The sequence below is a fragment of the Streptomyces sp. CNS606 genome (genome assembly GCF_000426325.1).
In genome coordinates this window covers 371,969-397,282 of sequence record NZ_AUFD01000005.1, presented here as the reverse complement: position 1 = coordinate 397,282, position 25,314 = coordinate 371,969, and the positions used below count along the sequence as shown (strand labels likewise).

General features: G+C 70.0%; 21 protein-coding genes and 1 tRNA gene. 11 read left to right on the top strand and 11 right to left on the bottom strand.

Annotation, left to right across the window (positions count from 1 at the left end; all coding sequences use genetic code 11):
• Positions 1-505 (top strand): sulfate adenylyltransferase subunit CysD (gene cysD / locus K304_RS0101770; RefSeq protein WP_027762332.1); only part of this gene is annotated, 505 nt, incomplete at its 5' end.
• Positions 506-586: 81 nt separating this feature from the next.
• On the opposite strand, the gene K304_RS0101765 is transcribed toward cysD, so the two are convergent.
• Genes K304_RS0101765 through K304_RS0101755 form a run of 3 tightly spaced genes read right to left on the bottom strand, consistent with a single transcriptional unit; the run spans position 587 to position 3,657 of the window.
• On the bottom strand, positions 587-1,402 hold the full coding sequence (locus tag K304_RS0101765) for a carbohydrate ABC transporter permease (RefSeq protein ID WP_037788940.1): 816 nt from the start codon (positions 1,400-1,402) through the stop codon (positions 587-589).
• Positions 1,402-2,337 (bottom strand): carbohydrate ABC transporter permease, encoded by a 936-nt coding sequence (locus K304_RS0101760; protein WP_106965497.1) that lies wholly within the window; start codon positions 2,335-2,337, stop codon positions 1,402-1,404. Before K304_RS0101760 ends, K304_RS0101765 begins: the two co-directional genes overlap by 1 nt.
• 6 nt (positions 2,338-2,343) lie before the next feature.
• Complete coding sequence (locus tag K304_RS0101755) at positions 2,344-3,657, bottom strand: ABC transporter substrate-binding protein (protein WP_078528269.1); 1,314 nt, start codon at positions 3,655-3,657, stop codon at positions 2,344-2,346.
• A 227-nt stretch (positions 3,658-3,884) separates the two neighbouring features.
• Between K304_RS0101755 and K304_RS0101750 the strand changes: the two genes are divergently transcribed.
• Entirely contained in the window at positions 3,885-5,084 is a 1,200-nt protein-coding gene (locus K304_RS0101750) for a thiolase family protein (RefSeq protein ID WP_027762328.1), read from the top strand.
• Between the two features lie 49 nt (positions 5,085-5,133).
• Here the strand turns inward: K304_RS0101750 and K304_RS0101745 are convergent, their stop codons facing one another.
• On the bottom strand, positions 5,134-6,477 hold the full coding sequence (locus K304_RS0101745; RefSeq protein ID WP_027762327.1) for an NAD(P)/FAD-dependent oxidoreductase: 1,344 nt from the start codon (positions 6,475-6,477) through the stop codon (positions 5,134-5,136).
• Positions 6,478-6,665: 188 nt separating this feature from the next.
• Here K304_RS0101745 and K304_RS0101740 point away from each other — a divergent pair.
• Positions 6,666-6,739 (top strand) — tRNA-Pro (locus K304_RS0101740).
• 63 nt (positions 6,740-6,802) lie between these two features.
• On the opposite strand, the gene K304_RS0101735 is transcribed toward K304_RS0101740, so the two are convergent.
• Positions 6,803-7,009, bottom strand: coding sequence for a hypothetical protein (locus K304_RS0101735; RefSeq protein WP_027762326.1), 207 nt, complete (start codon positions 7,007-7,009; stop codon positions 6,803-6,805).
• A 478-nt stretch (positions 7,010-7,487) separates the two neighbouring features.
• Complete coding sequence (locus K304_RS26810) at positions 7,488-10,709, bottom strand: NACHT N-terminal Helical domain 1-containing protein (RefSeq protein WP_078528265.1); 3,222 nt, start codon at positions 10,707-10,709, stop codon at positions 7,488-7,490.
• A 143-nt stretch (positions 10,710-10,852) separates the two neighbouring features.
• Between K304_RS26810 and K304_RS33855 the strand changes: the two genes are divergently transcribed.
• Entirely contained in the window at positions 10,853-11,011 is a 159-nt protein-coding gene (locus K304_RS33855; RefSeq protein WP_486591545.1) for a hypothetical protein, read from the top strand.
• A gap of 571 nt (positions 11,012-11,582) precedes the next feature.
• Here the strand turns inward: K304_RS33855 and K304_RS26805 are convergent.
• The 3 genes from K304_RS26805 to K304_RS26800 form a co-directional block, all read right to left on the bottom strand.
• Positions 11,583-12,578 (bottom strand): PP2C family protein-serine/threonine phosphatase, encoded by a 996-nt coding sequence (locus tag K304_RS26805; RefSeq protein WP_051307671.1) that lies wholly within the window; start codon positions 12,576-12,578, stop codon positions 11,583-11,585.
• Positions 12,579-12,791: 213 nt separating this feature from the next.
• Positions 12,792-14,315 carry a potassium/proton antiporter gene (locus tag K304_RS0101720; protein WP_027762325.1) on the bottom strand — a complete coding sequence of 508 codons (1,524 nt, stop codon included), beginning with the start codon at positions 14,313-14,315 and terminating at the stop codon, positions 12,792-12,794.
• Positions 14,316-14,357: 42 nt separating this feature from the next.
• Positions 14,358-14,597, bottom strand: a complete 240-nt coding sequence (locus K304_RS26800) for a hypothetical protein (RefSeq protein WP_037788938.1) — start codon at positions 14,595-14,597, stop codon at positions 14,358-14,360.
• Positions 14,598-15,001: 404 nt separating this feature from the next.
• Here K304_RS26800 and K304_RS0101710 point away from each other — a divergent pair, with 404 nt between their 5' ends.
• From K304_RS0101710 to secD, 3 genes are all read left to right on the top strand, one after another.
• Positions 15,002-15,961 (top strand): HAMP domain-containing sensor histidine kinase, encoded by a 960-nt coding sequence (locus K304_RS0101710; RefSeq protein ID WP_027762324.1) that lies wholly within the window; start codon positions 15,002-15,004, stop codon positions 15,959-15,961.
• On the top strand, positions 15,958-16,617 hold the full coding sequence (locus K304_RS0101705) for a response regulator transcription factor (protein ID WP_027762323.1): 660 nt from the start codon (positions 15,958-15,960) through the stop codon (positions 16,615-16,617). The genes K304_RS0101710 and K304_RS0101705 overlap by 4 nt, the downstream gene beginning before the upstream one ends.
• 619 nt (positions 16,618-17,236) lie before the next feature.
• Positions 17,237-19,573 (top strand): protein translocase subunit SecD, encoded by a 2,337-nt coding sequence (secD, locus tag K304_RS0101700; protein WP_027762322.1) that lies wholly within the window; start codon positions 17,237-17,239, stop codon positions 19,571-19,573.
• A 466-nt stretch (positions 19,574-20,039) separates the two neighbouring features.
• Here secD and K304_RS0101695 read toward each other — a convergent pair whose 3' ends face one another.
• Positions 20,040-20,231 (bottom strand): hypothetical protein, encoded by a 192-nt coding sequence (locus K304_RS0101695; protein ID WP_027762321.1) that lies wholly within the window; start codon positions 20,229-20,231, stop codon positions 20,040-20,042.
• Positions 20,232-20,292: 61 nt separating this feature from the next.
• Positions 20,293-20,487, bottom strand: coding sequence for a hypothetical protein (locus K304_RS0101690; RefSeq protein WP_027762320.1), 195 nt, complete (start codon positions 20,485-20,487; stop codon positions 20,293-20,295).
• Between the two features lie 970 nt (positions 20,488-21,457).
• Here K304_RS0101690 and K304_RS26795 point away from each other — a divergent pair.
• The 4 genes from K304_RS26795 to K304_RS0101670 are packed head-to-tail and all read left to right on the top strand — an operon-like array spanning position 21,458 to position 25,276.
• Complete coding sequence (locus K304_RS26795; protein WP_486591544.1) at positions 21,458-22,276, top strand: ABC transporter substrate-binding protein; 819 nt, start codon at positions 21,458-21,460, stop codon at positions 22,274-22,276.
• Between the two features lie 2 nt (positions 22,277-22,278).
• Positions 22,279-23,289 (top strand): amino acid ABC transporter permease, encoded by a 1,011-nt coding sequence (locus tag K304_RS26790; protein WP_106965495.1) that lies wholly within the window; start codon positions 22,279-22,281, stop codon positions 23,287-23,289.
• Positions 23,286-24,050, top strand: coding sequence for an amino acid ABC transporter ATP-binding protein (locus tag K304_RS0101675; RefSeq protein ID WP_027762319.1), 765 nt, complete (start codon positions 23,286-23,288; stop codon positions 24,048-24,050). Before K304_RS26790 ends, K304_RS0101675 begins: the two co-directional genes overlap by 4 nt.
• Positions 24,047-25,276: a M20 family metallopeptidase gene (locus K304_RS0101670; RefSeq protein ID WP_486591543.1), complete on the top strand. Its 1,230-nt coding sequence runs from the start codon at positions 24,047-24,049 to the stop codon at positions 25,274-25,276. Before K304_RS0101675 ends, K304_RS0101670 begins: the two co-directional genes overlap by 4 nt.
• Positions 25,277-25,314 lie beyond the last annotated feature (38 nt).

The window sequence follows — 25,314 nt, the reverse complement described above, 5'->3', positions numbered from 1 at the left end:
CGACGAGGAGAAGGCCCGCGCCAAGGAACGCGTCTTCTCCCTCCGCGACGAATTCGGCGGCTGGGACCCCCGCCGCCAGCGCCCCGAACTGTGGCAGCTCTACAACGGCCGCCACTCCCCCGGCGAACACGTCCGCGTCTTCCCCCTGTCCAACTGGACCGAACTCGACGTCTGGCAGTACATCGGCCACGAGAAGATCGAACTCCCCGCCATCTACTACGCCCACCGCCGCGAGGTCTTCTCCCGCAACGGCATGTGGCTCTCCGCCGGCGACTGGGGCGGACCCACCGACACCGAGAAGACCACCCTGCAGACCCGCACCGTGCGCTACCGCACCGTCGGCGACATGTCCTGCACCGGCGCCGTCGACTCCGACGCCGACACCAACGACGCGATCATCACCGAGATCGCCGCCTCCCGCCTCACCGAACGCGGCGCCACCCGCGCCGACGACAAGATGTCCGAAGCCGCCATGGAAGACCGCAAGCGCGAGGGATACTTCTAGACGGCGCCCAGGCGCCCAGGCGCACGAAACCGGCCGACGGGCCGCCCGGCCGAGCCGGGCGGCCCGTCGGCCGGTTCGGGACTACTTGAGACCGGTCAGGGCGATGCCCCGGACGAAGTAGCGCTGGGCGAAGACCAGGATCAGCGCGGTGGGCACGAACATGATCACCGAACCGGCCGCGGTGAGGTGCCAGAGCGTGAAGTGCTCCTGGTTGAACAGGGTCAGCCCGACCGGGATGGTGCGCATGTCCTCGGTGGTGGTGGCCACCAGCGGCCACAGGAACTCGTTCCACTGGAAGACGAAGGTGAACAGCCCCAGCACCGCCAGGGCGGGCTTGACCTGCGGCAGTACCACCCGCCGGTAGACGGCGAACTCCGAGGCGCCGTCCACCCGCCCGGCGTCCAGCAGGTCGTCCGGGATGGGCTGGATGAACTGCCGCATCAGGAAGATGCCGAAGCCGTCCATGACGAACGGCAGGATCAGGGCCTGGTAGCTGTTGAGCCAGCCCAGGTTGGACATCATCACGTACAGCGGGATCATGCGCACGAACAGCGGGATCATCAGCGTCGCCAGGATCGCCACGAAGATCGTGTTCTTCAGCGGGAAGTCGAACTTGGCGAAGACGTAGCCGATCATCGGGTCGAAGACCAGGTGGGCGATCGTGATGCCACCCGCGACGACCAGGCTGTTGATGATGAAGTTCCCGAACGGCGCCTCCTCGAAGAGCGTGACGTAGTTGCCCCACTGCGGGGTCTCCGGGAGCAGCACCGCCTCGCCGGACAGCGTCTCGCCCTCCGTCTGGAGCGACAGCGTCAGCATGTACAGCAGCGGCACGATGGTGACCGCGCTCGCGGCGAGCAGCGTCACGTAGACCGCGATCCGGCCGAACCGGGTCATCAGTACTGCACCTCCCCACGGCGGCCTGCGCGCAGTTGCACGGCGGTGAACGCGATGATGACGAACAGCAGCAGCACCGACAGGGCGGAGGAGTAGCCGAAGTCGCGGCTGCGGAAGGCGACCTCGAAGACGTGGAAGACGTACAGGTCGGTGGCGTCGGCCGGGCCGCCGTTGGTGATGATGTACGCCTGACCGAAGGCCTGGAGGCCGGAGATCACGGCCATCACCGAGACGAACAGCGTGGTGGGCGCGAGCAGCGGCAGCGTGATGCGCCAGAACTGCTGCCACTGGTTGGCGCCGTCGATGGTGGCCGCCTCGTAGTAGACCTCCGGGATGCCCTGCAGGCCGGCGAGAAAGAGGATCATGGTGTAGCCGGCGATCTGCCAGAGGGTGACCAGGATGATGGTGGCGAGGGGGTCGGTGTTGAGCCAGGCCTGGGTGGGCAGCCCGAACTCGGTGAGCATCCGGTTGAGGATGCCCAGCTGCGGGTCGAGGATGTTGCGCCACAGCAGGCCGACGACGGCGACCGAGGTCAGGTACGGCACGAGCAGCGCCAGCCGGATCAGGGTGCGGCCGCGCAGCGGCCGGTTGACCAGCAGCGCCAGCGCCAGGCCCAGGACGATCGCGCCGACGGTGGTGCCGACGGCGAAGATCAGGGTGACGCTGAAGGAGTTCCGGACGGAGGGGTCGCCGAAGGCGTCGACGTAGTTGCCGAGCCCGCTGAACTCGTCCGCCTGCGGCCCGGAGTGCATGCTGGTGTTCACGATGTCCGCGATCGGCATGTAGAAGAAGAGCGCGAAGAAGAGCAGGGCGGGCGTGAGGAAGAGATAGGCGGTGCGGGCCCGGCGGGCCTGCAGCGTGCCGCCCTTCGGCCGCCGCGGCGCGGTCCGCGGCGGCCTGGGTGACCTCTCCCGTACGGCGGTCTTGAGCGCCATGGGCGGCTACCCCTCGATGATCCGGCGGCCGGCGGCCAGGTAGGCGTCCAGCGCCTCGTCGACGGGCGTGCGTTCCATGACGACCCCCTGGTAGAGCTTCTTCCACACGTCCACGGAGATCTCCCCGTAGTGGCCGGTGAGATACAGGCCCTCGTGCGCGTCGCGGGCGTAGGACAGGCCCTGGGCGAACTGCCGGGTGACCGTGTCCTTCTGCACGACCGGGTCCTCGGCCCAGGACTTGCGGGGCATGAGCATGCCGGACTGCCGGGTGACGGCGAGCTCCGTCTTGAGCGTGGTCAGGCGCTTGATGAGGTCCCAGGACAGGTCCGGGCGCCGGGCCTTCTTCGGGATGAGGACCGACGTGCCGGCGAGGATGGTCGCCTGCTCCTTCTTCTTCGGCGCCTGCGCGACGCCCAGCTCCAGATCGGGGCTGGACTTGGCGATGGGCTCCAGGTCCCACGGACCCGAGACGATCATCGCGGCCCGCTTGGCGGAGAGCAGCTTCTGCGGGCCGGAGTAGTCCGTGCCGGGCGTGGGAACGGGCGAGACCTTGTGCTTGTGCACCAGGTCGGTCTGGAACTGCAGGGCCTCACGTGCCGCGTCGCGGGGAGTCAGGAGCTTCCCCGTCTTCGGGTCGTACTCGCGCACGCTGTTCTGGAGCATCCACGGCCAGGCGTAGGAGGGGTCCTGGTTGAGCGCGATGCCGTGCACGCCGCCGCCGGTGAGCTCCCGGGAGACCTCGACGACCTCGTCCCACGTGGCCGGCGGCCGGACACCCGCCCTGTCGAACATCTGCTTGTTGTAGAGCAGCAGGCTGCACGTCTGGTGCAGCTGGATGCCGTACACCTCGCCCTTGTGCGAGTTGTGTTCGACGGCGGCGGTCTGCCAGTCGTCCGGGAAGCCCATCTCGGCACCGTCCCGTTCGATGTACTTCTGCAGGCTGAGCGCGTCGCCACTGAGCGCGAACTCCTGCACCCACCCTCCGGGCTCCTCCATCAGGTCCGGCACGTTGCCGGACTGGAAGTCGGTGAGGATGCGGGTCCGCATGTCCGGCCACTGGTACTTCTGCATGCGGACGGTGACACCGTGGGCCTTCTCGAACTCCTTGACGACCTGCTGGTACGGCGCGTAGTCGTGGCCGGGGTTCCAGTAGACGGTGAAGGCGCCGCCGCCCGCACCGTCGGCGTCGGGGGCGCCGGAGCCGCACGCGGACAGCGGCAGCGCCGCCGCCGCACCTCCCGCCAGTGCGAGGACCCTGCGCCTGCTCAGTGAGGACTCGGTGGCGGGCGGACGGGCGGACGCGGAGCTGTGAGCGGGCATGGATTGCTCCTCTCGACGCACGCTTCATCGCGGTGCGTTGACCATTGCCGCTTGCCGGGCAGCACGGCGTCAACCCTTCGTACGTACCCGGTCGCGTTGCGCGAGCGCGGTCCCGTCGCGGATCTCACCCCTTTGACCCGTATCGATCCCCTATGGGGCGGGGTGCGACGGCCCACCGGCGGGGCCGGCCCTGGTCACGCGCCGAAGGGCCTGCGAGGATCGCTGCCATGACCAACGATCGACTCCGTGACGTCTTCGTCGTCGACGCCGTCCGCACCCCCGTCGGCAAGTACGGCGGCGCCCTGGCCGGTGTGCGCCCGGACGACCTGGCCGCCCACGTCGTACGGGCGCTGGTGGACCGTACGCCGCACCTGGACCCCGCGCGCCTCGACGATGTCGTCTTCGGCAACGCCAACGGCGCCGGCGAGGAGAACCGCAACGTCGGCCGGATGGCCGTACTGCTGGCCGGGCTGCCGCTGAGCGTGCCCGGCAGCACCGTGAACCGGCTGTGCGCCTCCGGCCTGGAGGCCGTCGTACAGGCGGCGCGGGCGGTCGCGGTCGGCGACGCCACCGCGGTGATCGCCGGCGGCGTGGAGTCGATGAGCCGCGCACCGTGGGTGATGCCCAAGCCAGAGCGCGCCTTCCCGGCCGGGGCGCCGGAGGCGTTCTCCACCACGCTGGGCTGGCGGATGGTGAACCAGCGGATGCGCCCGGAGTGGACCGTCTCCCTCGGCGAGGGCGCCGAGCTGGTCGCCGACAAGCACCGCATCGGCCGCGAGGCGCAGGACGTCTTCGCCGCCGCCAGCCACGAGAAGGCGGCCCGCGCCTGGAAGGACGGCCTCTACGACCGGGAAGTGGTCCCGTACGAGGGCGTCGACCTGCCGCGCGACGAGACCATCCGCGACGGCAGCTCGCCGGAGACGCTCGCCAAGCTCAAGCCGGTCTTCCGCAAGGACGGCACCGGCACCGTCACGGCCGGGAACTCCTCGCCGCTCAACGACGGCGCCGCGGCGCTGCTGCTCACCGACGAGGAGGGCCTGGCGGCCACCGGCCGCGAACCCCTGGCCCGTATCCGCGCCTCGGCCGTCACCGGCATCGAGCCGCAGCTCTTCGGCCTGGGCCCGGTGGAGGCCGTGCGCAAGGCCCTGGCCAAAGCCGGGCGCGGCTTCGGCGACCTGCACACCGTCGAGCTGAACGAGGCGTTCGCCGCCCAGGCGCTCGGGTGCCTGGCCGAGTGGCCGGAACTGGACCCCTCGCTCGTCAACCCGCGCGGCGGCGCGCTCGCGATCGGGCACCCGCTCGGCGCCTCCGGCGCCCGTATCACCGGCGCGGTGGCGCACCAGCTCGCAGCAGCGGGCTCCGGCACGGGCCTGGCGGCACTGTGCATCGGCGTCGGGCAGGGGCAGGCACTGGTCCTGGAACGCTGACGCCCGGACGGGGCGCCCCGGCAGCCCGGCGCCTCGCCCGTTCGGCGGCTCAGCGGCCCGGGGTGCTCCGTCCGGTCGGCGCCTTCGCCAGCTCGGGCGAGGAGGTGTCCAGCGGCACCGCCCAGGAACGGACCATGCCCAGCTCCACCGCCTGCCGGGGCAGCAGGGCCTCCAGCAGCCAGTCGGTGGCGACGCGGACCCGGTTCCCGGGCATCGCCGCCAGGTGGTAGCCCCGGGTGACCGCGTTGGCGAGCGGCCCGGACAGCGGAATGCCGAACGGGTTCGCCGCGCCCTGCACCCCGCCCAGGTCGACGGTGAAGCCGAGGTCGTGGTGCTTGTACGGGCGCCGCACCCCGCGCCCGTAGGCGGCCGCCAGGTTGCGTCCGGCGAGCTTGCCCTGCCGCCACGCGTGCTGCGCGGTCATCGGGGTGTACTCCCCCGGCCGGGTCAGATCGGGTACGGCGGCCGCGTCGCCGCAGGCCAGCACCTCCGGGTGACCGGGCACCGTCAGGTACTCGTCCACCACCAGACGGCCCTTCTCGGTGGGCAGCCCCAGGTCCTCGACCAGCGGGTCGGGCCGCACCCCCACGCACCAGATCAGCGACCGGGTCGGCACGAAGGCCCCGTCGTCCAGCAGCACACCGTCGTGGGTCGCCTCCTTGACCGAGGTCCGCGTCCGCACATCCACGCCGCGCCGCCGCAGCACCCGGTCGGCGGTCGCGGACAGCCGCCGGTCCAGGCCGGGCAGCACCCGGGGCGCCACGTCCAGCAGCATCCAGCGCGGGTGCTCCACGGATCCGCCGCCCCGGCCGGCGGACCGGTTGTGCTGCCGGGCGAGGGAGTCCGTGAACAGTTTGCCGTGCGCGGCCACCTCTGTGCCGGTGTATCCGGCCCCCACCACCACGAACGTCGAGCGCGCCGCCCGCTCGCCGGGGTCGTCGCTGTCGGCCGCCATCGCCAGTTGGCGCGTGATGTGGTCCCGCAGGTACAGCGCCTCCGGCATCGCGCGGAAGCCGTGCGCGTGCTCGGCGACGCCGGGGATCGGCAGCAGCTTGTTCACGCTGCCCACGGACAGCAGCAGCCGCTCGTAGGACAGCTCGCCCTCGCCGCCCTCCGGGTCGGTGTAGCGCACCCGCCGCTCCGACAGGTCCACGCCGTGCACCTCCCCCAGCACCAGCCGCACGCCGGGCAGCGTCCCGGCCAGCGACACCGACACCCGCCGCGGCTCCAGGACACCGGAGGACACCTCCGGCAGCAGGGGCAGGTACAGGAAGTAGTCGTGGGGGTTCACCAGCACGATCTCCGCCGCCCCGCGCAGCTTCCGGGACAGCGTGCGGACGGCGCGGTATCCGGCGAACCCGGCTCCGACGACGACGATGCGGGACCTGCTCACGTGCACTCCCTGTCCTGCGGGTCCGGGCCAGACCTCCCGCGGTTCCCGCGCCCCGGCCCGCCAAACGCCCGCCACCCCCTCCCGACCGCCCCGCGAGGCGGGCAGGGGGTGCACATCCACCCCCTGGAGTGCGGTATTGTTCTTCGTGCCGGTCGGCGAGCGGATCTTCCCGCCGCCGCCCAGAGCACCGGGACGTGGCGCAGCTTGGTAGCGCACTTGACTGGGGGTCAAGGGGTCGCAGGTTCAAATCCTGTCGTCCCGACGGTGTGATGTCGCAGGACATCGAGGACGCCCGAACCTACAGGGATGTAGGTTCGGGCGTTCGTCATTTTGGGGTGGGGCCTGGTGGGCGGCCTGTGCGCTGGTGGATGACGGTGGGGTCGAGGACCGGTTCGCGGAGGATTTCGCCGTTGGCGGCGTTGATCACGCGGATGTCGAGGTCCTGGACGAGGGCCAGGACGTAGGTTCCGGCGTGGGTTCGTCCGATGCCGATGCGGTGGAGGGTTCCGCCGTGGCGCAGGGTGATGGACACGGTCGGCGCGCACGCGGTCGTGTGCCGGCGCAGGCGTCCAGGCCGACCTCCGCGAAGGGACGGCGCTCGACGATGACGGCGGTGATGACCAACCGGGCTTTGGACATGCCCGAACATCAGCAGCCCGCCTCTGTGTCCTGGATGACGCGAGACACCATGTCCTCGATGTTCCGAGACATGCGTCCCGGGACTGCACACCGTCGTCCCGAGCTCCTGGTCAGCGTGCAAACTTCCCCGCGCCGGCGGCTAAGACGCCGAGCCGACCGAGCGCATCACCGCCGTGCACACCCGATTCCAGGGCTCCTACGGCGTCCCGGAATCGTTCTTGGCCCCCCCTCAAGCGCGAGCTGGGCGCCGAGACCACCACCGGGGGTGCGCCGGCCGGGCCGCCGCTCACTTCGCGATCTTCGAATTCACCGACGTGTCCGTCAATCCGACGCAAGCTCAGTCCAGCAGTCGCTGGATGCAGCCGCCCGGGTCAGGGGCGCTGGTCGCGGAGCGATGTCAGCAGACCACCTGCACGGCGGCCCTCCACGGTGACAGAAACCCGCCCCGGGTCGAGCCCGTCAAGGCCGAGGATCTTCTTCGTGTTCCGGACGCGTATGGTGACATAGTCGATGCCCCGCACCCGGGACAAGTCGAGCGGCGCCCGACGCGGCCTGCGGTGCAGGTTGAGGTCGAGCCGGGTGAGGCCGGGAAAGAGAGCAGCGAAGTCGGGCAACGTCGCGGTGTCCGCCACCCCCTCAAGCCGCAGAGACGTAATCGAGGGCAGCGCGGTTTCCGAGAGTGCGACGCGATCGGTGAAGCCGAGACTTAGCTTGGTCAGCAACGGTGCCGCCTGGAGCGTTGAGAGGTCCAGGCCGACGGGCACGTGGTCGAGCACGAGTTCCCGAATGCCGCTCTCGGCAAGTGGTTCAAAGGACAGTGTGGACGTGGGATTGCGTATGTGCAGTCGTCGCAGCCCGGTCAGACCGCCGAGCGCGGGAAGCTCCGCCGTGCGATGGTCGGTCGTGCCCAGCGCCAGGGACACAATGGAGTCCTGGTCGAGGGCCGCGGCGAGCTGGTAGACCAGCGACGGCCGGAGGAGCGACAAGTTCGGCACGTTGCGGAGCTGGCGCAGACATGCCACCTGCTCGGCGTTCGTCACCGGGATCTCGATGTCGTCGCAACGGCAGTCGGCCAGGATGGACTCGGTGAACTCGAATGTGTCGAACCGCGACCACGCGTTGACGACCTCCTGCCGGACACCGCGTTGTGGAGCATTCTTGTACGCTCGCATGCGTTGCAGGGCAGCCGGCCCCCCAATCAGTCCGATCGTGCGCACGCTCGCGACGGCTTGCTCCTCCGTCATGTCGGTCGGCCCCGACAGCACGTCGAGGACCACCGCGCCCGCCTGCGCCAGATCCTCCGACTCCTCGCGGGTCGCCGGAGGGATGAGGAAGGCGGCGCGGCTGAGCACCTCAGCCCTCACCGCCGGATCGAGCGTCGTGGCGTTCTCCAGGCTCGCTGCAGCCAGAAGGTGGTAGCGGCGACGCTGAGAGGGACGCTGATCGCCGATGTCCACCAGTTTGCGCAGCAGTTCGGCGCGCTCGCGTTCGCGGGCGTGCCCGACAGCCATGCGGATGACGTCCTCCCACTGGTCGTCGCCGGCGTTCTTAGCGAGCAGATCCAGGTCCGAGGTCTCGACGGCCGCCTTCGCGCCGAGGTAGTCCTGAAACGTCCGGTGGATGAAGTCGACCGTGTCGGGCGTGGGCTCCCGCAACAGCCCGCTGCGCAGCAGCAGATGACGGAACACCTGGTGCGCGCCGTCGGGCGGGACGGCGTGCGGCATGGAGGGGAGCCGTTCCCGGATGATGCGCACGGCCAGTCCCTGGGTCGCCTCGGAGCGTCCGTTGCGGATGAGCCAGTACGCGAGCCGCTGGAGGAGTTGAATTTGCTGCTCCTCCGTCAGCTGCAAGCCCTCCGGAGCGATGACCTCCCTCTCCTTGTCGCGGCGGACAAGGAGCATCCGCAGCGCCGCCGCATACAGGTCCATGCGTCCCTCGGGCAGCTGCGAGTGCCGGTCACGGTGCAAAGCGCAGATCACCGAGCACATGAGAGGGTTGGTGGCGAGCTGGTACAGGTCGGTCTTGCGGCGCAGGGTGACGTGCAGGGTGCTCCGATACCGCTCCATCTCTGTGCGTTCCTCAGCATCCCCGAGAGTCGACAGGGCCGCGTCGTGCCAACGGTTGACGAACTTGTCGACATCGCGCTGGGTGAGGGGTAGCAGGTCGAACTCGACGAACTCGAGGTCCGCCGCCCAGCCGATCGGGATCGCAGAGGGACGGGTAGTCACCAGGAAGAACGTGCGTGGGTAGACCTCGGTCAGCTCCGTGAGCCACCGCTTGGTCAGTAGCCTCTTCGACTCCGAGACCTCGTCGATACCGTCGACCAGGACGATGCCACGCCCGCTGTGCAGGACCCGATCGGCCCAGCCCTTCGGTTGCGCGCCGTCCAGCACACTGTCGGCCATGGCGAGGAAGTTGCCAGCAGTGGGGAGCTTGGACTCCTGCGCGAGGCTGCGGAGCGGGAGGATGAACGGGACACGGCCTCGGAGGAACGCGAGCTCATCGTCGAAGTCGTTCTGCGCGGCGCTGACGGCGAGCCACTGGGCCAGTGTCGTCTTGCCCGAGCCAGCGGGACCTCTCAGCACCACACGATGCTTGCCGGCCAGGGCCCCTTCCACCCGGAGCCGGTGAGTGGCCGAAACACCTCCGTTGCGGCTCTGCTCCGAGAGTTCCAGGCTCAAATAGGCTGTGTCGAGCGGCCATCGCGTCTGACCGGGAGCGCTGAGGTCGAGCCCGAAGATGGCGAGCTTGCCGTACTTGAGCCCGAGGTGCTCCAAGTAGCGCTGCTCGAAATCGGCGTCCTGGCTGCGTGGCGGGGGAAGCCGCGCAGCCAGCGTCTCCATGCGGCGCATCGTCTCATCGATCATGCGGGTCTGCGCGATCAGAGTGGCTGGGATGAAGGCAGAGCGCTGCGTGAAGAACTGCAGGATGTGCAGGCAGCAGACGTCGAGCAGGGAACGGTAGAGATACGTCGCGTCGGCGCTCATGTTCCGTGTCGAGTCGTCCGCCGCTGCCGACAGCGTGCGCGCCAGCTCGACGTGCCCAAGGTGGACCGCCTGAACGTCCTCCATGTCCAGGTCCCCGAGCGATAACAAGGTCCTGGTCAGCGCGTCGACCACAGCTATCCGGTCACCGTCGTGCACCGTCGGCTCGTACGGGTTCGCAGCGAGGGTTCGGCTGATCAACTTCTCGCTGATCTTGCGCACGTCCCGCTCGTCCAGCGTCCGCTTCTGGCCACGCCAGCTGACTAGTCGGGAGACACGGATCGGCTTGCTGACGAGGTCGGCACCGCCCTCCTCCCGCACGAACAGCTTCGCCACAAGCGGCTTGATCAGTGTCGAGGCGACTCGCGCCGCCATCCCCAGAGCCGCAGGCTCCACCCTCGACCGCCTCCCGGTGAACCATCGCGTCGGCAACCAGGATAGGGCGGCTGAGATCACGAGCGCGTTCTCTCTGCGAATATCGCCTGCGCACACGCACACCACACGTGCTGCAAAGTGAACTCGGGTAAGGCTCTGAACGCCCTTGTGTTCCATGTAGTCCCGGACAGGGAGCATCGCATTCGCGTAGGTGCCGGCGGTGGCGTCTTCCACTTCGCGTCCGCGCGGAACTCGCCGGGCGCCCTGCTGGAACCGGCCGGGGCACACGCGCAACCGCACCGGGTGCGGGCGTACCCCGCGGCCGGTAGCGCGGCAGCGTAGTAGCTGGCCGTCTCGCCTGGGGGCAGCATGACAGCGTGGCAAAAGAACACCTCGGGCAGACGCCCTCGCGCAAGAGGAACCGGCCGAACGCCGGCGTCTTCCTCGACGTGATCCACCAACTCGAACAGCGGCGGAAGCACTCGGCGCGCCTCCCCACCTTCACGCCCTCGCCAACGGGCTCGGCGTGGAGCTGACCACGCTACTCGGCGCCCCCCGGCGGTCGCCGCCACCGGAGAGAGCGACGGCCCGCGCTTCGTCGCCGTGCGGCGCGCCATCATGCCCGCACTCCGGGGTGCACTGCCACAGCCCGTCGCCCCCGACTTCTCGGTTGAGCGCCTGCGCGAACAGATCGCCGACGGCTGGTCGCAAGCTGCCCGAGTGCGGCGACAGCCGCATGGTGAGCTCTTCAGCCCGTCGTCGGTGCGCATCGAGCGGGTGCGCCTGGCCGTGCAGTACGGGCACCCGCACGACGCGCTGACGCTGGCCAGGGGCATCCGCCTGAGCAAGGAGACCCGCAGCCGGTGGCGTACGTGGCTGCTGCTGGACGTCGCGCGGGCGCACACCGACGTAGGGGACGCCGCCGGGGCCGTGAAGACGCTGGAGTCACTGCGCCGCGTGGCGGCGACGTGGATACAGAAGACGCCCCCGCAGCGCCGGGACGGCACGGAGGACGGCCGTGGGTTGCCTGTCGTGGAGCACCTGGCGAACGTCTGGAGCTGCGTTCCGCCACAGCCCGCACATGCAGGGCGGCGGTCCTACGGTCCTTCACCGGACTGCGCGGCAGACGATCAGGGCCACGTCGTCGTCCCGCTGCCCCTGTACGAACGCGTCGAGGCGCTCGAGCAGGAGATCGGAGGCCGCATCCGGTGTCGCCGCTTCATGGACGCCGCGGCAGACGGCGAGCATGTCCAGCATCACACCCTGGTGATCACGGGCCTCCGCCATCCCGTCGGTGTACAGCAGCACGGACTGCCCCGACTCGAACGGCATGCGGACGACCTCCGGGGTGAGTTCGAACCCCGTCCCCAGAGGAAGCGCGCTCTCACCCGTGGCGAAGAAGTCCGGCCGCGGTCCCAGAACGACCGGAGGGTGGTGGCCGCAGCTGACGGTGGCGAGCCGGCCGGGGACGAATTCGACGATCACCGCAGTGACGAAGTCCTCCTCGGCGAGCTGGGTGCGGAGCTCGGTGTCGACACGCCGAGCGAGCTCCTCAAGAGTCGGCTCCACGTACGCCGCGTTCTTGAAGGCCCGCAGTCCGGCGGCGGCGGTCACGGTCGCCGAGAGGCCCTTCCCCCGGGCATCGCCGACCATCACCCGCAGGCCGAACCTCGTGTTCGCCACGTCGAACAGGTCGCCACCGACCAACGCGTCCCGATCGGCCGAGCGATAGCGCACCGCGATGTCCACGCTTCCGACCCGAGCGGAGAACGGCAGCAGGATGGCCCGCTGCGCCACACGGGCGACCCGCGCCAGAGCGCGCTCCCGTCCGGTCCGGCTCCGGGCGAGGAACACCGTCAGCGCGCAGCCGATGAAGAGCACCATCAGGCGCAGCAGTTGATCGACCGTTCCGGCACGCCCCGTCAGAAGCGCCAGCGCGATCGAGACCGCCAGCGTGTACGCGCACACCCAGGCCGTGCGCACCGCGTCCAGCCGGGCGCAGGCCAGAACGGGCCCCGTGACCAACAGCCCCGACAGCACCGCCGCTTCCCCGACCAGCGTGTCGATCACGGCGACGGCCGTGATCACGAGAACCGCGATCACCAACCAGCCCGTATCCACTGCGGCGGGTCCTTGCCGCTCCCACGTCCCTCGCCACCGCATCTGCGCACCGTAATACTTCACAGAACGGGACGAACGGGACCACGCCGCGCCACCGGCCCGCGACACCGGCCGGACACCGATGCGGAGGCGTCCGCGACACGCCGGGCGGGAAAGGGTGCGCCGGCTCCGCTCGGGTCCCGTCCCAGGGGGCGCTTACGAAGCAGGGGCGTCGTGGGGTTGTACGGGGTCGCCGTGCTCTCCGAACCAGCGGGCGAGTTTCCCGCGGCGCCCGATCGCCCGGAGCTGGCGTTCGGCAGCTTCCCGTGCGTCGGGAACGGTCACCAGCAGCAGCTCGTCCCCCTGGCACAGCACCGTGTTGCGGTCCGGGACGAGACTTTCGCCGTTGCGGACGATGAGAGTGACCACAGTGGGCGATGGCAGTCGCAGTTCGAAGATCGCGACACCGTGAAGGCGGGAGCCCGGGGGGATGGCGACGGTGAGCAGGTCGGCGTCCAGCACGTCGAGCGGGGCGGTCTCGACCTGGACGTCCCGCAGGCCGCCCGGGCGGGTGATGCCGAGAACGCGGGCGACAGTCGGCAGGCTCGGACCCTGGACCAGTGTGAAGATCACGACGAGGACGAAGACGATGTTCAGCAGGCTCTGGCTACCGGAGACCCCGGCGACGATGGGAAAGGTCGCCAGCACGATGGGGACGGCGCCGCGCAGCCCCGCCCAGGACAGGAAGGCCCGCTCCCGCCAGGGGGTGCGAAACGGCAGCAGGCACAGCAACACGGAGACCGGGCGGGCGAGGAGCAGGAGTACGAGCCCGACGACGACGGCCGGGACCACGGCTGCCGGCAGGTCGCTGGGCGTGACGAGGAGACCGAGCATGACGAAGAGGCCGATCTGGGCGAGCCAGCCTGTGCCCTCGGCGAAGGAACGGGTGGCGGCGCGGTGCGGGAGGGCGGAGTTGCCCAGGACGAGGCCCGCCAGGTAGGCGGCGATGATGCCGCTGGCGCCCGCCGCTCCGCCGGCGGCGAAGGAGAGGATGCCGAATCCGACCGTCGCCAACGGGTAGAGGCCGGTCGCCGGCAGGGCGATGTGCCTCAGGGCGACCGCGCCGACCCAGCCGATCGCCAGCCCCAGCGCGGCGCCCACGGACAGTTGGTAGAGCACGTCGCCGACGATGGAGAGCGGGCTGGGCAGGTCCGCGCTGGCGGTGCTGAAGACGAGGACGAGGATGATCGTCGGGGCATCGTTGAAACCCGACTCCGCCTCCAGAAGGCCGGCTGTCTTCTGCGGCAGCGGCAGCACGCGCAGGACGGCGAAGACCGCGGCGGCGTCGGTGGAGGAGACGATCGCGCCCAGGAGCAATGCCAGGTGCCACTCCATGCCCAGCAGGAAGTGCGCACCCGCGGCAGTGACCACGACGGACACGGCGACTCCGGCGCTGGCCAGGGTGCCTGCGGGCAGTAGCAGCCGCTTGACGTCGCTCCACTGGGTCGTCAGGCCGCCCTCGACGAGGATGAGCGCCAGTGCCGCCGTGCCCAGGGACTGCGCCAGTTGCGCGTCGTCGAAGTGAAGCCCGATGACGTCCTCGCCGATGAGCACGCCCACTCCGAGGAAGAGCAGCAGGCTGGGCAGCCCCAAGCGACTTGCGGCGCGCGCCGCGGCGATGCTGGCCAGGAGTGCCGTCCCGCCGATGAGCAGCGCCAGGTACAGCTGCTGGAGGGTCACGGTCGGATCCCCGGGAACCGGACTTCGGCCGGGGGCACCGGGTCAGTCCTGGGACGGGGGCGGCCGGTGACGGTCAGCGGAGCTCCGGTCGCACCTTTGTCCCGCCAGTCCCATGACGACCAGGCCGGCGGCGAGGAGCAGCCCGTCGCCGCGGATGACGCCGACGGCGAGAAGCGCCGTACCCAGTGCCAGCACCGGCAGGGCCCAGAGACGGCGGTACGGTCGGCCGGACGGACGCTCGGAGCGCGCGGCGGGCCTGGCACGAGGGCGGGTGCGGAGCATCTACGCCTCCAGTTCTGCCGAACGCCGAGGGACAAGCGTCTGCGCTCCCTCGCGCCGAGAGCCTCACCCGAAAGTCTCCGCGCGAAAGACGTTCCAGGTGCCGCGGCCGCCATGGAGCGCTCCTTGTCCATCGAGGTCCTCGGCCGTGGCCAGGCGGGCACGGCAGGAACGGGGCGGGCGGTGGAACCGGCGAGGGCACCGTCATCCGGAACTCGGGACCGGTCGGGTACCTCGCCTCCATGATCGCAAGCAGCCAGTAAGGTCGGTATGAGGGCTGACCCCCATTTCCGGATGTGTCGACCCTGTAGTAGACCAGATGATCTCGACGTGCCGGGCGTTCCCGGAAGGCTCGCAGTGCGGTCAGGACCGCCGACGACGGCCCTTGCGGGAGGAGGCTGAGGACCATGTCGCTGTTCTGGCGCATCTTCCTCCTCAACGCCGTGGTGCTGATCGTGGCGACGGTACTGCTCGCGGTCGGCCCGCTCACCGTCTCCACGCCGGTGCTCCCGGCCGAGGCGATCATTCTCACCGCGGGCCTGGTCGCGTTGCTGCTCGCCAACGCGCTGCTGTTGCGCGTCGGGCTGGCGCCGTTGCATCGGCTGACCAGCGCGATGACCACCATCGACCTGCTGCGTCCCGGCCCTCGTCTGGCCGTCGGCGGCCGCGCGGAGGTCGCCGACCTGATCAGCACCTTCAACAGCATGCTCGGTCGGCTGGAGACCGAACGGGCGACCAGTAACGCCCGCGCCCTGTCCGCGCAGGAGGAAGAGCGCCGCCGGGTGGCCCAGGAACTGCACGACGAGATCGGCCAGAGCCTGACCGCGGTCCTCCTCGAACTGTCTCGGGTGACCGACCACGCACCGGAGCCGGTTCGGAAGGAGCTACGCCAGGTCCAGGAGATCACCCGGGGCAGCCTGGAGGAGATTCGCCGCATCGCTCGCAGGCTTCGCCCGGGCGTCCTGGAAGAACTCGGACTGGTCAGCGCGCTGAAGGCGCTGACCCGGGAGACACCTGCCGGCGCCGGACTTGCCGTTCGGCTCACGTTGAGCCCCGATCTTCCCGACCTGGACGCGACGGCAGAACTCGTCGTCTACCGCGTCGCGCAGGAAGGGCTGACCAACACCGTGCGGCACGCCGGTGCCGAACACCTCGATGTCTCACTGCACAGGCGCGGCGAAAGCGTGATGCTGCGCCTGGCCGACGACGGGCGAGGGCTGGGAGAAGCCGAGGAAGGCGCGGGAATTCGGGGAATGCGCGAACGCGCACTGCTCGTCGGAGCCGAACTCACTGTGAACACCCCGCCCCGAGGCGGCACCGAGGTGACGCTGCATCTGCCCGTGACAGAGGAAAGCGACCGACCATGACACCAACGGCCCCCACGCGCATTCTGCTCGCCGACGACCACGCCCTCGTCCGCCGCGGTGTCCGCCTCATCCTCAACAGCGAACCCGACCTCACCGTCGTCGCCGAGGCGGGCGACGGCGCCGAAGCCGTCGCCCTGGCAAGAACAGAACAACCCGACCTGGCCGTCCTCGACATCGCCATGCCGCGCCTGACGGGGTTGCAGGCTGCCCGCGAACTCTCGCGGACACAGCCCCACATGCGCATCCTCATCCTGACCATGCACGACAACGAGCAGTTCTTCTTCGAAGCGCTCAAGGCCGGAGCCTGCGGATACGTCCTGAAGTCCGTGGCCGACCGCGACCTGGTCGAAGCCTGCCGCGCCGCCACGCGCAACGAGCCCTTCATCTACGCGGGCGCCGTCACCACCCTCATCCGTCACTACCTCGAGCAGGCGCACAAGGGTGAGGCCCCGCCCGCCAGGGCCATCACCGAGCGCGAGGAGGAGATCCTCAAGCTCGTCGCCGAGGGCCACTCCTCCAAGGACATCGCCGACCTCCTGATCATCAGCGTCAAGACGGTCGAGCGGCACCGGTCCAACCTGCTGCAGAAATTGGGTCTTCGCGACCGGCTCGAACTCACGCGCTACGCCATCCGCGTCGGCCTGATCGAGCCCTGAATCACCCGATGACGCCCGGAGCTGAACCCGGCCCAGCGGCGTAGAAGCAACCCTCGAAGCGGCACACCTCCAGGTGGACCGAGACAGCGATTGCGGACGAAAGGTGCGCTGCGGACACTCCCATGCGCAGACCCACGCCGGTCGGCCAAGAGGTATCTTCACCGACACCAGCGTCGCGAGGAGGGGAGGCAAGGCGTGTCTTCGCAGTGCCTCGTCTCCCTTCTCCGCAGTCTGCTGGCCGTCGTGCTGCTGGTCACGCCTGCCGCTACCACCGGCTCCGGGAACGTGCCAGCGACGCTGTACGAGTCGCAGACGGCGGCTGTACGCGCCTCCCACCAACCGGTGCGTGGGGAACACGCAGACACGGCCGCCCGTGTCGCTCCCGTCGCACTCACCCGGGCGACTCGCGGCAACATCGCCGAGCAGCACACACCCCATCCCGTCGAGGGACCCCTCAGCTGTGCGGGCTGGCCGGCCCCACACGGGACGGGGACCAGCCTCACTCACACCGGGTGCGCGTACGCCACCTGTCCGTACACCGGTAGGTGCACCGACCGCGCCCCGCCTCCGGCGCAACACTCCTGAACCACCGAATTCCCCTTCTCCTGCCGGAGGCCCCTTGACCCGCGCCAACAGGGTGCGGGCGGTGCTCGCATGCGCCGTCCTCACCCTTGCCCTGTATCTCGCCCTGACCCAGACGCCACGCCTAGGGCTCGACCTGCGTGGTGGCACCCATATGGTCCTGGAGACCCGCGACTCCCCCACCGCCCAGGCCGACGACGAGGCCACCGATCGAACGTTGGAGGTGCTCCGCCGCCGGGTGGACGCACTCGGAGTCAGCGAACCCACCCTCGCCCGCTCCGGCGACCGGCGCATCATCGTCGAACTGCCCGGCGTGCAGGACCCTCGAGAAGCAGCGGAGGTCCTGGGCCGCACCGCACAGCTCTCCTTCCACCCCGTACTCGGCATCGGGGACGGCAACAGCGACAAGCCCGACGGGCCCGACGGGAAAGGACAGGTGCTGCGCAACGAGTCCGGGCAGCGGCTGCGCCTCGGCCCTGCTGCCCTGGCCGGCGACGAGGTCGAACAGGCAAGAGCACTGCTCGACCAGCAGCGGGGGGCCGGCTGGTACGTCTCCGTCGACCTGCGCGGCGACGGCAAGCAGAAATGGGCGCAACTCACGGGCAAGGCAGCCTGCGCAGCACCCGGCGTCCCGACCCGACGAGTCGCGATCGTGCTCGATGACGAGATCATCTCCTCCCCCCAGGTCGACCCATCGGTTCAGTGTGGGAAGGGCATCAGCGGTGGCGCCACGCACATCACCGGCGGCTTCGGCCAGAAGGAGGCGCAGGAGCTTTCCCTGCTGATCAACGGCGGCGCCCTGCCCGTACCGATCGAACTCCTCGAACAACGCACCGTAGGACCCACGCTCGGAGAACAGGCCATCGAAGCCAGCGGCTGGGCCGCGATCGCCGGCACCGCACTGACGTCGGTGTTCATCATCGGCGTCTACCGGCTGCTGGGCGCACTCGCCACCGTTGCACTCGCCTGCTACGGCCTCATCTCCTACGCCGGCCTGCTGGCCCTCGGTGCAACCCTCACCCTGCCCGGCCTCGCGGGCTTCGTGCTGGCGATCGGGATGGCCGTCGACGCCAACGTGCTCGTCTTCGAACGCGCACGAGAAGAGTACGCAGCGCGTCGCACGCCAAGCCTCCGTTCCACCCTGGCGGCCGGCTTCCGACACGCCTTCAGCGCCATCGCAGACTCCAACATCACTACTCTGCTCGCCGCCGGCCTGCTGTTCTTCCTCGCCTCAGGCCCGGTGCGCGGTTTCGGCGTCACACTCTCCCTCGGCGTGCTGGCCTCGATGTTCAGCGCCCTCGTCATCGCGCGCGTGCTCACCGACACAGCCGTACGCCGCAGGGGCCTGACCGCACGTCCCAGGCTCTCCGGCATCGCCGGCGAAGGCCGCATGCGCCGCCGGCTGGCCCGGCACGGGCCCGGGCTGCTACGCCGACCACGGCGCTGGCTCGCAGTGTCCGCAGCAGCGCTGGTGCTGGCCACTGCGGGAATCGCTGCCCGGGGACTGGAATTCGGCGTGGAGTTCACCGGCGGACGGCTCGTCGAATACAGCACGAGCGCCTCGGTCGACTCGAGCAAAGTACGGGACACACTCGCGGACGCGGGTTTTCCACAGGCGGTAGTACAAGTAACGGGTGACGGAGACGTCTCCGTGCGAACCGGGGATCTGTCGAACGCCGAGGAAGTCGAGATTCGCGCAGCAGTCGCGGAGGCCGTGGACGGACGTGTGGAGAAGGCAAGCGATGAGATGATCGGGCCCAGCCTGGGCGACGAGCTCCGGCGCAACGCGCTGATTGCGCTGGGCGTCGCGCTCGCGGCCCAGCTGGCCTACCTCGCGTTCCGCTTCCGCTGGTCCTTCGCCGCAGCCGCAGTGGCAGCCATGGCGCACGACATCCTTCTGGTCGTGGGCACCTTCGCCTGGCTGGGTAAGCCGCTCGACGGCGTCTTCCTCGCCGCACTGCTCACGGTCATCGGCTATTCCGTCAACGACTCAGTCGTGGTCTTCGACCGGCTACGCGAGATGTGGGCTCGCCACCGCGGCGCCCCGTTCGCGGACATCGCCGGGGACGCCGTCGTGAGGACGCTGCCCCGCACGATCAACACGGGCATGGGCGCGCTCTTCATCCTCGGCGCCCTGCTGCTCTTCGGCGGCGACTCACTCACCGACTTCGCCCTCGCCCTCCTGATCGGCGTGGTCGTGGGCACGTACTCCTCACTCTTCACAGCCACACCCCTGGCCGTCGAACTTGAGGCGCACAACAGTTCGCCTCCGCCTCGCCCGAAACGCTCGACCACTTCGCGAGCACGCTCGCAGTCGGCGTCGAGTAGGCGGGCGGGCGCGACGGGTGACTTCGACCGAGGCGCCCGGGTCTGACACTCCTCCAGCCCCAGCCCCAGTCCCGTTCGCGGACGACGACTCGAACGACGTCCCGGTCGTGCCCCCCCGGCGCGGCCGGGACGCTCGTCTACGTAGACGCCCCCTTCATACAGGTAGGAGCTCGTGTCGGTGCCCGACCACGGTCCCAGAGCGGTCACGACGCCCGTGGCCTGCCCTCTCCTCAAAGTGGTTCAACCGACCTGGAATCGACCGAGATCCGCCACCTGATGCTCTCCCGCCGGTAGGCGTTTCCCCGATTTCACCCACCCATCATTCCGTCCGACGGAATATGCCGAGGCTTTCTTCGACGGGGCGGTCCGATGTACGGGTGCTTACCATGACGCGAAGGGCTGCCGGGCCGCGATTGCGGCGCGGCCCGGCAGCTCTCTCCGCGTGCGGCCTCGCACGGGTGCGGCGCGATTCCGGCGGAGTCTTTCCGCGGGTGAACCTCGAACGGGACGGGTCAGTCGTTGACGCCGGCCTCGTAGGCCTGGACGGTCACCCAGGCGGCGCCGGCACCGCCGGCGAAGCCCACACCGAAGGCGACGAAGCCCGGAGTGGCCTGGACGGGCGCCATCGCGCCCAGTTCGGTGGTGGCCCCGTCCTGCAGCTTCTCCGGCGTGACGGCGATCACACTGTTCTTGATGCGGCTCATTGCTTTCTCCTCTTCCTGTACCGGTGGGGGACGAAGGCGCGGGCTGCCCGGCGGCGGCCGGTCAGCCGTTGGCGACACCCCAGGTGTAGGCGCCGACGACGGCACCCGCACCGGCTACGCCGCCTGCCACGTACCAGCAGGTGGCGGCGGCGGAGGCGGGGGTGCCCATGACCGGCGCGGGGGTGGTCTCCTGGAGGCCGTTCTCGATCGGACCGAGGTCCTGCCCGTTCATGAACGTCGCGATCTTCTGCTCCATGCGGAGTCCTCCTGTGTGTCTCGGTCGTGCTCCGTACCGGGACGGCACGCCGCCGCCCGGCCATACCCGACGACGCCGCGTCGGGCAGCTTCGAGGCGCGGCCGCCGAGTCCGGGCCGCGGCGATCTGCGTTCAGCGATGAGGCGGCGGGGAGATGCGCGCCGCTCGCGCTGGACAGAGGGCTGACGGACGAGGAATGAGAATGCCCCCGTTTCGTGTCACGACGAACGGCGCGTGTATCTCACGCATGCCGCAGAAAATGGCTTCCGAAGAAAGAGATCGATATCTCCGTCACGTTCCTGGCCGGGGGAACGAGAAAGTGAAATCTCCATCTGACGCGTGGTCACGACGATAGGTGCAGGCAAAGGGATCACCAAGAGGGTGTCGTGTGGCCTGCATCACACCGGCGGTAATCCTCAGCCTCCCGCGTGGGCACACAATTGGCATTGCCCATTCGGTTTCTCCTGGGAAGCCGGACCGACGTTGCGGGCATATGCGCCGGGAAGGCACCGCGCGGAAATCACGACGGCCGCATGGTGCGGTATCTGCGGATTGCGGGAATCGCGGGTCGACGGCACCCACTCGGACGGAGCACCTGGTCGGCTCCGAACGCCGGCACACCCCCGATGTACCGGCGGACGCCTCGGGCGCAGACACGGACACGGACGGGCAGAGCAGCGGGGGGCGACAGGCAGCCGTAACACACCCGGAGATGCTTCCACTCGGCCACCGAGCGCACACGCACAGTGCGTAACGTGCATTACATCTAGGCGCCTCCGGCTCCCTGATGTAACGTCCGGGCGCAGTCCTGCCCCTGCGTTCGACCGAGGAGTCTCTCGTGCACCCTCCCCTTGCCCTCCACCGCCGCGCGGTGGCCGTCGCGTCGGCCGTCGCGACCTGCCTCTCGCTGGCCGCGTGCGGCGGGGGAGTCCGCCGCACAGCGCCCCGAGGTTCCTTCGAAGGTCGCCGGAGTGACCATCGACACCGACAACGGTCTGCACCGGGAACTGCCGGACGAGATCCGGGAGTCGGGGGTGGTGCGGGTGGCGACCGACGTGCCGTACCCGCCGTTCGAGATGTTCGCCGAGGAGGGCGGAAAGGAACTCACCGGCCTGGATTACGACCTCGGTCAGGCGCTGGGCGCACGCCTCGGCGTGAAGTTCGCCTTCACCCCGCAGAAGTTCGACGGCATCATCCCCGCGATCCAGGCGGGCAAGTTCGACGTCGCGATGTCCGCGATCACCGACAACGAGGAGCGTCAGCAGGTGGTCGACTTCGTCGACTACTCCCTGTCCGGGTCCGGGGTGATGGTCCGGGAGGGAAACCCGGAAGGGCTTGCCACGCTGGAGGACCTGTGCGGGCGGAAGGTCGCGGTCCAGGTGGCCACGAACCAGCTGGAGCTGCTGACCGCCCACAGCGGAAAGTGCAAGGCCGGCGGGGACTCCGGGATCGACGTGCAGACCTACCCCAAGGACTCCGACGCTCAGCTGGCGCTGCGTTCGGGCAAGGTCGTGGCGCACGTGCTCACCAAGCCGGCCGCCGCGTGGACGGCGAAGAACGCGGACGACGGGAAGGCGTTCGATCTCGTCGAGGACCCGGCGGCGCCCGGCGGCTATCGCGCCTCCCCCAACGGCATCGCCGTCAGCAAACGGATGCCGGAGCTGACCGACGCCATACGCGAGGCGCTGCAGTCGCTCATCGACGACGGAAGCGCGGAGAAGATCTTCGACAGGTACGGGCTCGCGTCCATCGCGCTCGAGAAGGCCACCGAGAACGCGGGGGCGAAGTAGACATGGCCGTCACGAGCACCACTGCGCACGGCCGGGGGTCGGCCGACTCCACCGGAACCGGGACGACTCTGGTGCCGGTACGGCACTACGGGCGGTGGGTGGCCGCCGTCGTCACGGTGCTCGCGCTCGCCGGTACGGTCGGCTCGCTCGCCCGCAACGACAACCTGCGCTGGGACATCGTCGCCGACTACCTCTTCGCCGACCTGGTCTTCGACGGGCTGGTCACCACCCTGTGGCTGACCGCCGCCTCGATGGTCCTGGGGGTGAGCCTCGGCACGGTCATCGCGGTCATGCGGCTCTCCCCCAACCCGCTGCTGAGGTGGCTTTCCGGCCTGGTGGTGTGGCTCTTCCGGGGCACCCCCCTGCTGGTCCAGATCATCTTCTGGGGATACGCCGGAGCCCTGTACAGCCAGGTCATGATCGGCGTGCCGTTCACCGACATCACCTTCTTCCGCGCCGAGACCAACGCGCTGCTCACCCCGGCCGTCGCCGCGCTCCTGGCGCTCGGACTCAACGAGGCCGCGTACTCCAGCGAGATCGTCCGGGCGGGCATCCAGTCGGTGGACCGCGGGCAGACCGAGGCCGCGCACTCGCTGGGCATGCGACCGGGGCTGACGATGCGTCGCATCGTTCTTCCGCAGGCCATGCGCGTGATCATCCCGCCGATGGGCAACGAGACCATCAACATGCTCAAGATGACGGCCCTGGTCTCCGTCATCGCCGCCCACGACCTGATGTCGAACATCCAGGACGTGTACGCGCAGAACTACCAGGTCATCCCGATGCTGGTGGTCGCCTCCGCCTGGTACCTGGCGATGGTCAGCGTGCTCAGCATCCCGCAGGCGTGGCTGGAGCGACGTTACGGGCGCGGCGTGGCCGGCGCCGACGGTGCTTCGCCGCTGCGCAGGCTCTTCGGCGGCGGGCCGTCGTCGCGGCCGGAACCACACGCACCGGGTGCCGCGCCGGTGGACGCGCAGAGCCCGGCCACGGAAGCGAAGAAGGAGAACCGATGAGCGTTCCGATGGTGCACGCCGAGGGCGTCCGCAAGCGCTTCGGGCGCCTGGAGGTCCTCAAGGGCATCGACCTGACCGTCGAACGCGGCCAGGTGTGCTGCCTGCTGGGCCCCTCGGGTTCGGGGAAGTCGACGTTCCTGCGCTGTGTGAACCACCTCGAGAAGGTGGACGGCGGCCGCCTGTCCGTCGACGGCTCCCTGGTCGGCTACCGACAGCAGGGACGTCGGCTGTTCGAGCTCCGGGAGAAGGAGGTCGCCGCGCAGCGTCGTCGCATCGGCATGGTCTTCCAGCGCTTCCACCTCTTCCCCCACATGACCGCGCTGGACAACGTGACCGAGGCCCCGGTGCGCGTCGGCGGGCTGTCCCGGGCCCGGGCACGTGAGGAGGCCGACCGCCTGTTGGGCCGGGTCGGCCTGGCCGACAAGGCCGGCCACTACCCCTCGCAGCTGTCCGGCGGGCAGCAGCAACGTGTCGCGATCGCCCGTGCGCTCGCCATGAAGCCCACGCTGATGCTCTTCGACGAACCGACCTCCGCCCTCGACCCGGAGCTGGTGGGCGAAGTCCTCGACGTCATGCGCGCGCTCGCCGCGGACGGCATGACCATGCTCGTCGTCACCCATGAGATCGGCTTCGCGCGCGAGGTCGCGGACACCGCGGTCTTCATGGACGACGGAGCCGTGGTGGAGGCGGGCGATCCTGCCGCGGTCCTCGCTCATCCCGAGCAGGAACGGACCCGCGCCTTCCTGTCCAAGGTCCTGTGACCGCCGCGCGTGCGCCGCGGCTCACGGCGATGCCGACCGCGGCCGACCTGCTCGCCCCTGCCCTGGCCCACATGGAGACCTTCGTACGCGACCTCGCAGACCTCGTCGCGATCGACTCCGGCTCCTACTCCCCGCACGGAGTCAACCGCGTCGCCGACCGAGTCCGCGACAGCCTGACGAGGCTCGGGTTCACCGCCGAGCGCGTGCCCCTGGGCCGTGCGGAGACCGGCGACGCGGTACTCGCGCGCAAGCCGGGCCGCCTCCCGCCCGAGGCCGGCGGCCGGCGCGTCCTCCTGCTCGGCCATCTCGACACGGTCTTCGAGGACGGTACGGCCGCCGCACGGCCCTTCCGCACGGCCGGCCGCCTTGCCCACGGTCCCGGGGTCTGCGACGACAAGGGCGGGCTCCTGGCAGGCCTCACCGCGCTGCGGCTGCTGGCCGGGGCGGGCTGGGAGGACTACGCGGAAGTGCTGTTCCTCGCGGTGCCCGACGAGGAGATCGGCGGGCCCGCGAGCCGTGCGCTGACCGAGGCGACGGCGCGGGAGGCCGACGTCGCCCTGGTGCTGGAGTGCGCCCGGGAGAACGGCGATCTGGTCGTGGCCCGCAAGGGCGTCTCCGACTTCCGCATACGGGTCACCGGCCGGGCCGCACACGCGGGCATCGAACCCGGCAGAGGTGCCAGCGCCGCTCTCGCCGCCGCACACCTGGTGGTGGCGCTGCAGGCGCTCAACGGCCGTTGGCAGGGCGTCACCGTCAACGTGGGGGTGGTCAGGGCCGGCACGCGAAGCAACATCGTCTGCCCGGACGCAGAACTGCGCCTGGAGGTGCGAGCGGCCACACGGGACGGCCTCCGGCGCGCCACCGACGCCGTGCGGGAACTCGGTCAACGGCGTCTGGTCCCGGGGACCTCGGCGGCCGTCCACCAGATCGACGTGTGCCCGCCGATGGAGGCCACCCACGCCTCACGGACTCTGCTGGCGGAGGCGCAGGGCCTCGCCGCGGACCTGGGGCTGCGTTTCGACGGCGTCCACACCGGCGGCGTCGGCGACGCCAACCTCGTCGCCGGCACCGGCACCCCCGTCCTGGACGGACTCGGACCGGTCGGAGGCGCCGACCACTCCCCCGACGAATGGCTCGACCTGGACTCGGTACCGCAGCGAGTCGCCCTGCTGGCCGCGCTCACCGCGCGAGTGGGCGACCGCCGCGACGCGCGCAGCACTGCATAAGCTCGGCGCGGGCCGCCACGCCGCGGCCCGCGCCGAAC

What these genes read in the sequence shown, in the direction of transcription:
- K304_RS0101760 (WP_106965497.1), bottom strand. Translation starts at nt 2,337, where the DNA reads ATGGCGCTCAAGACCGCCGTACGGGAGAGGTCACCCAGGCCGCCGCGG.
- K304_RS0101750 (WP_027762328.1), top strand. Translation starts at nt 3,885, where the DNA reads ATGACCAACGATCGACTCCGTGACGTCTTCGTCGTCGACGCCGTCCGC.
- K304_RS0101695 (WP_027762321.1), bottom strand. Translation starts at nt 20,231, where the DNA reads ATGAGCCGCATCAAGAACAGTGTGATCGCCGTCACGCCGGAGAAGCTG.
- K304_RS0101765 (WP_037788940.1), bottom strand. Translation starts at nt 1,402, where the DNA reads ATGACCCGGTTCGGCCGGATCGCGGTCTACGTGACGCTGCTCGCCGCG.
- K304_RS0101705 (WP_027762323.1), top strand. Translation starts at nt 15,958, where the DNA reads ATGACACCAACGGCCCCCACGCGCATTCTGCTCGCCGACGACCACGCC.
- K304_RS26800 (WP_037788938.1), bottom strand. Translation starts at nt 14,597, where the DNA reads ATGCTCCGCACCCGCCCTCGTGCCAGGCCCGCCGCGCGCTCCGAGCGT.
- K304_RS0101755 (WP_078528269.1), bottom strand. Translation starts at nt 3,657, where the DNA reads ATGCCCGCTCACAGCTCCGCGTCCGCCCGTCCGCCCGCCACCGAGTCC.
- K304_RS26790 (WP_106965495.1), top strand. Translation starts at nt 22,279, where the DNA reads ATGGCCGTCACGAGCACCACTGCGCACGGCCGGGGGTCGGCCGACTCC.
- K304_RS0101675 (WP_027762319.1), top strand. Translation starts at nt 23,286, where the DNA reads ATGAGCGTTCCGATGGTGCACGCCGAGGGCGTCCGCAAGCGCTTCGGG.
- K304_RS0101710 (WP_027762324.1), top strand. Translation starts at nt 15,002, where the DNA reads ATGTCGCTGTTCTGGCGCATCTTCCTCCTCAACGCCGTGGTGCTGATC.
- K304_RS0101690 (WP_027762320.1), bottom strand. Translation starts at nt 20,487, where the DNA reads ATGGAGCAGAAGATCGCGACGTTCATGAACGGGCAGGACCTCGGTCCG.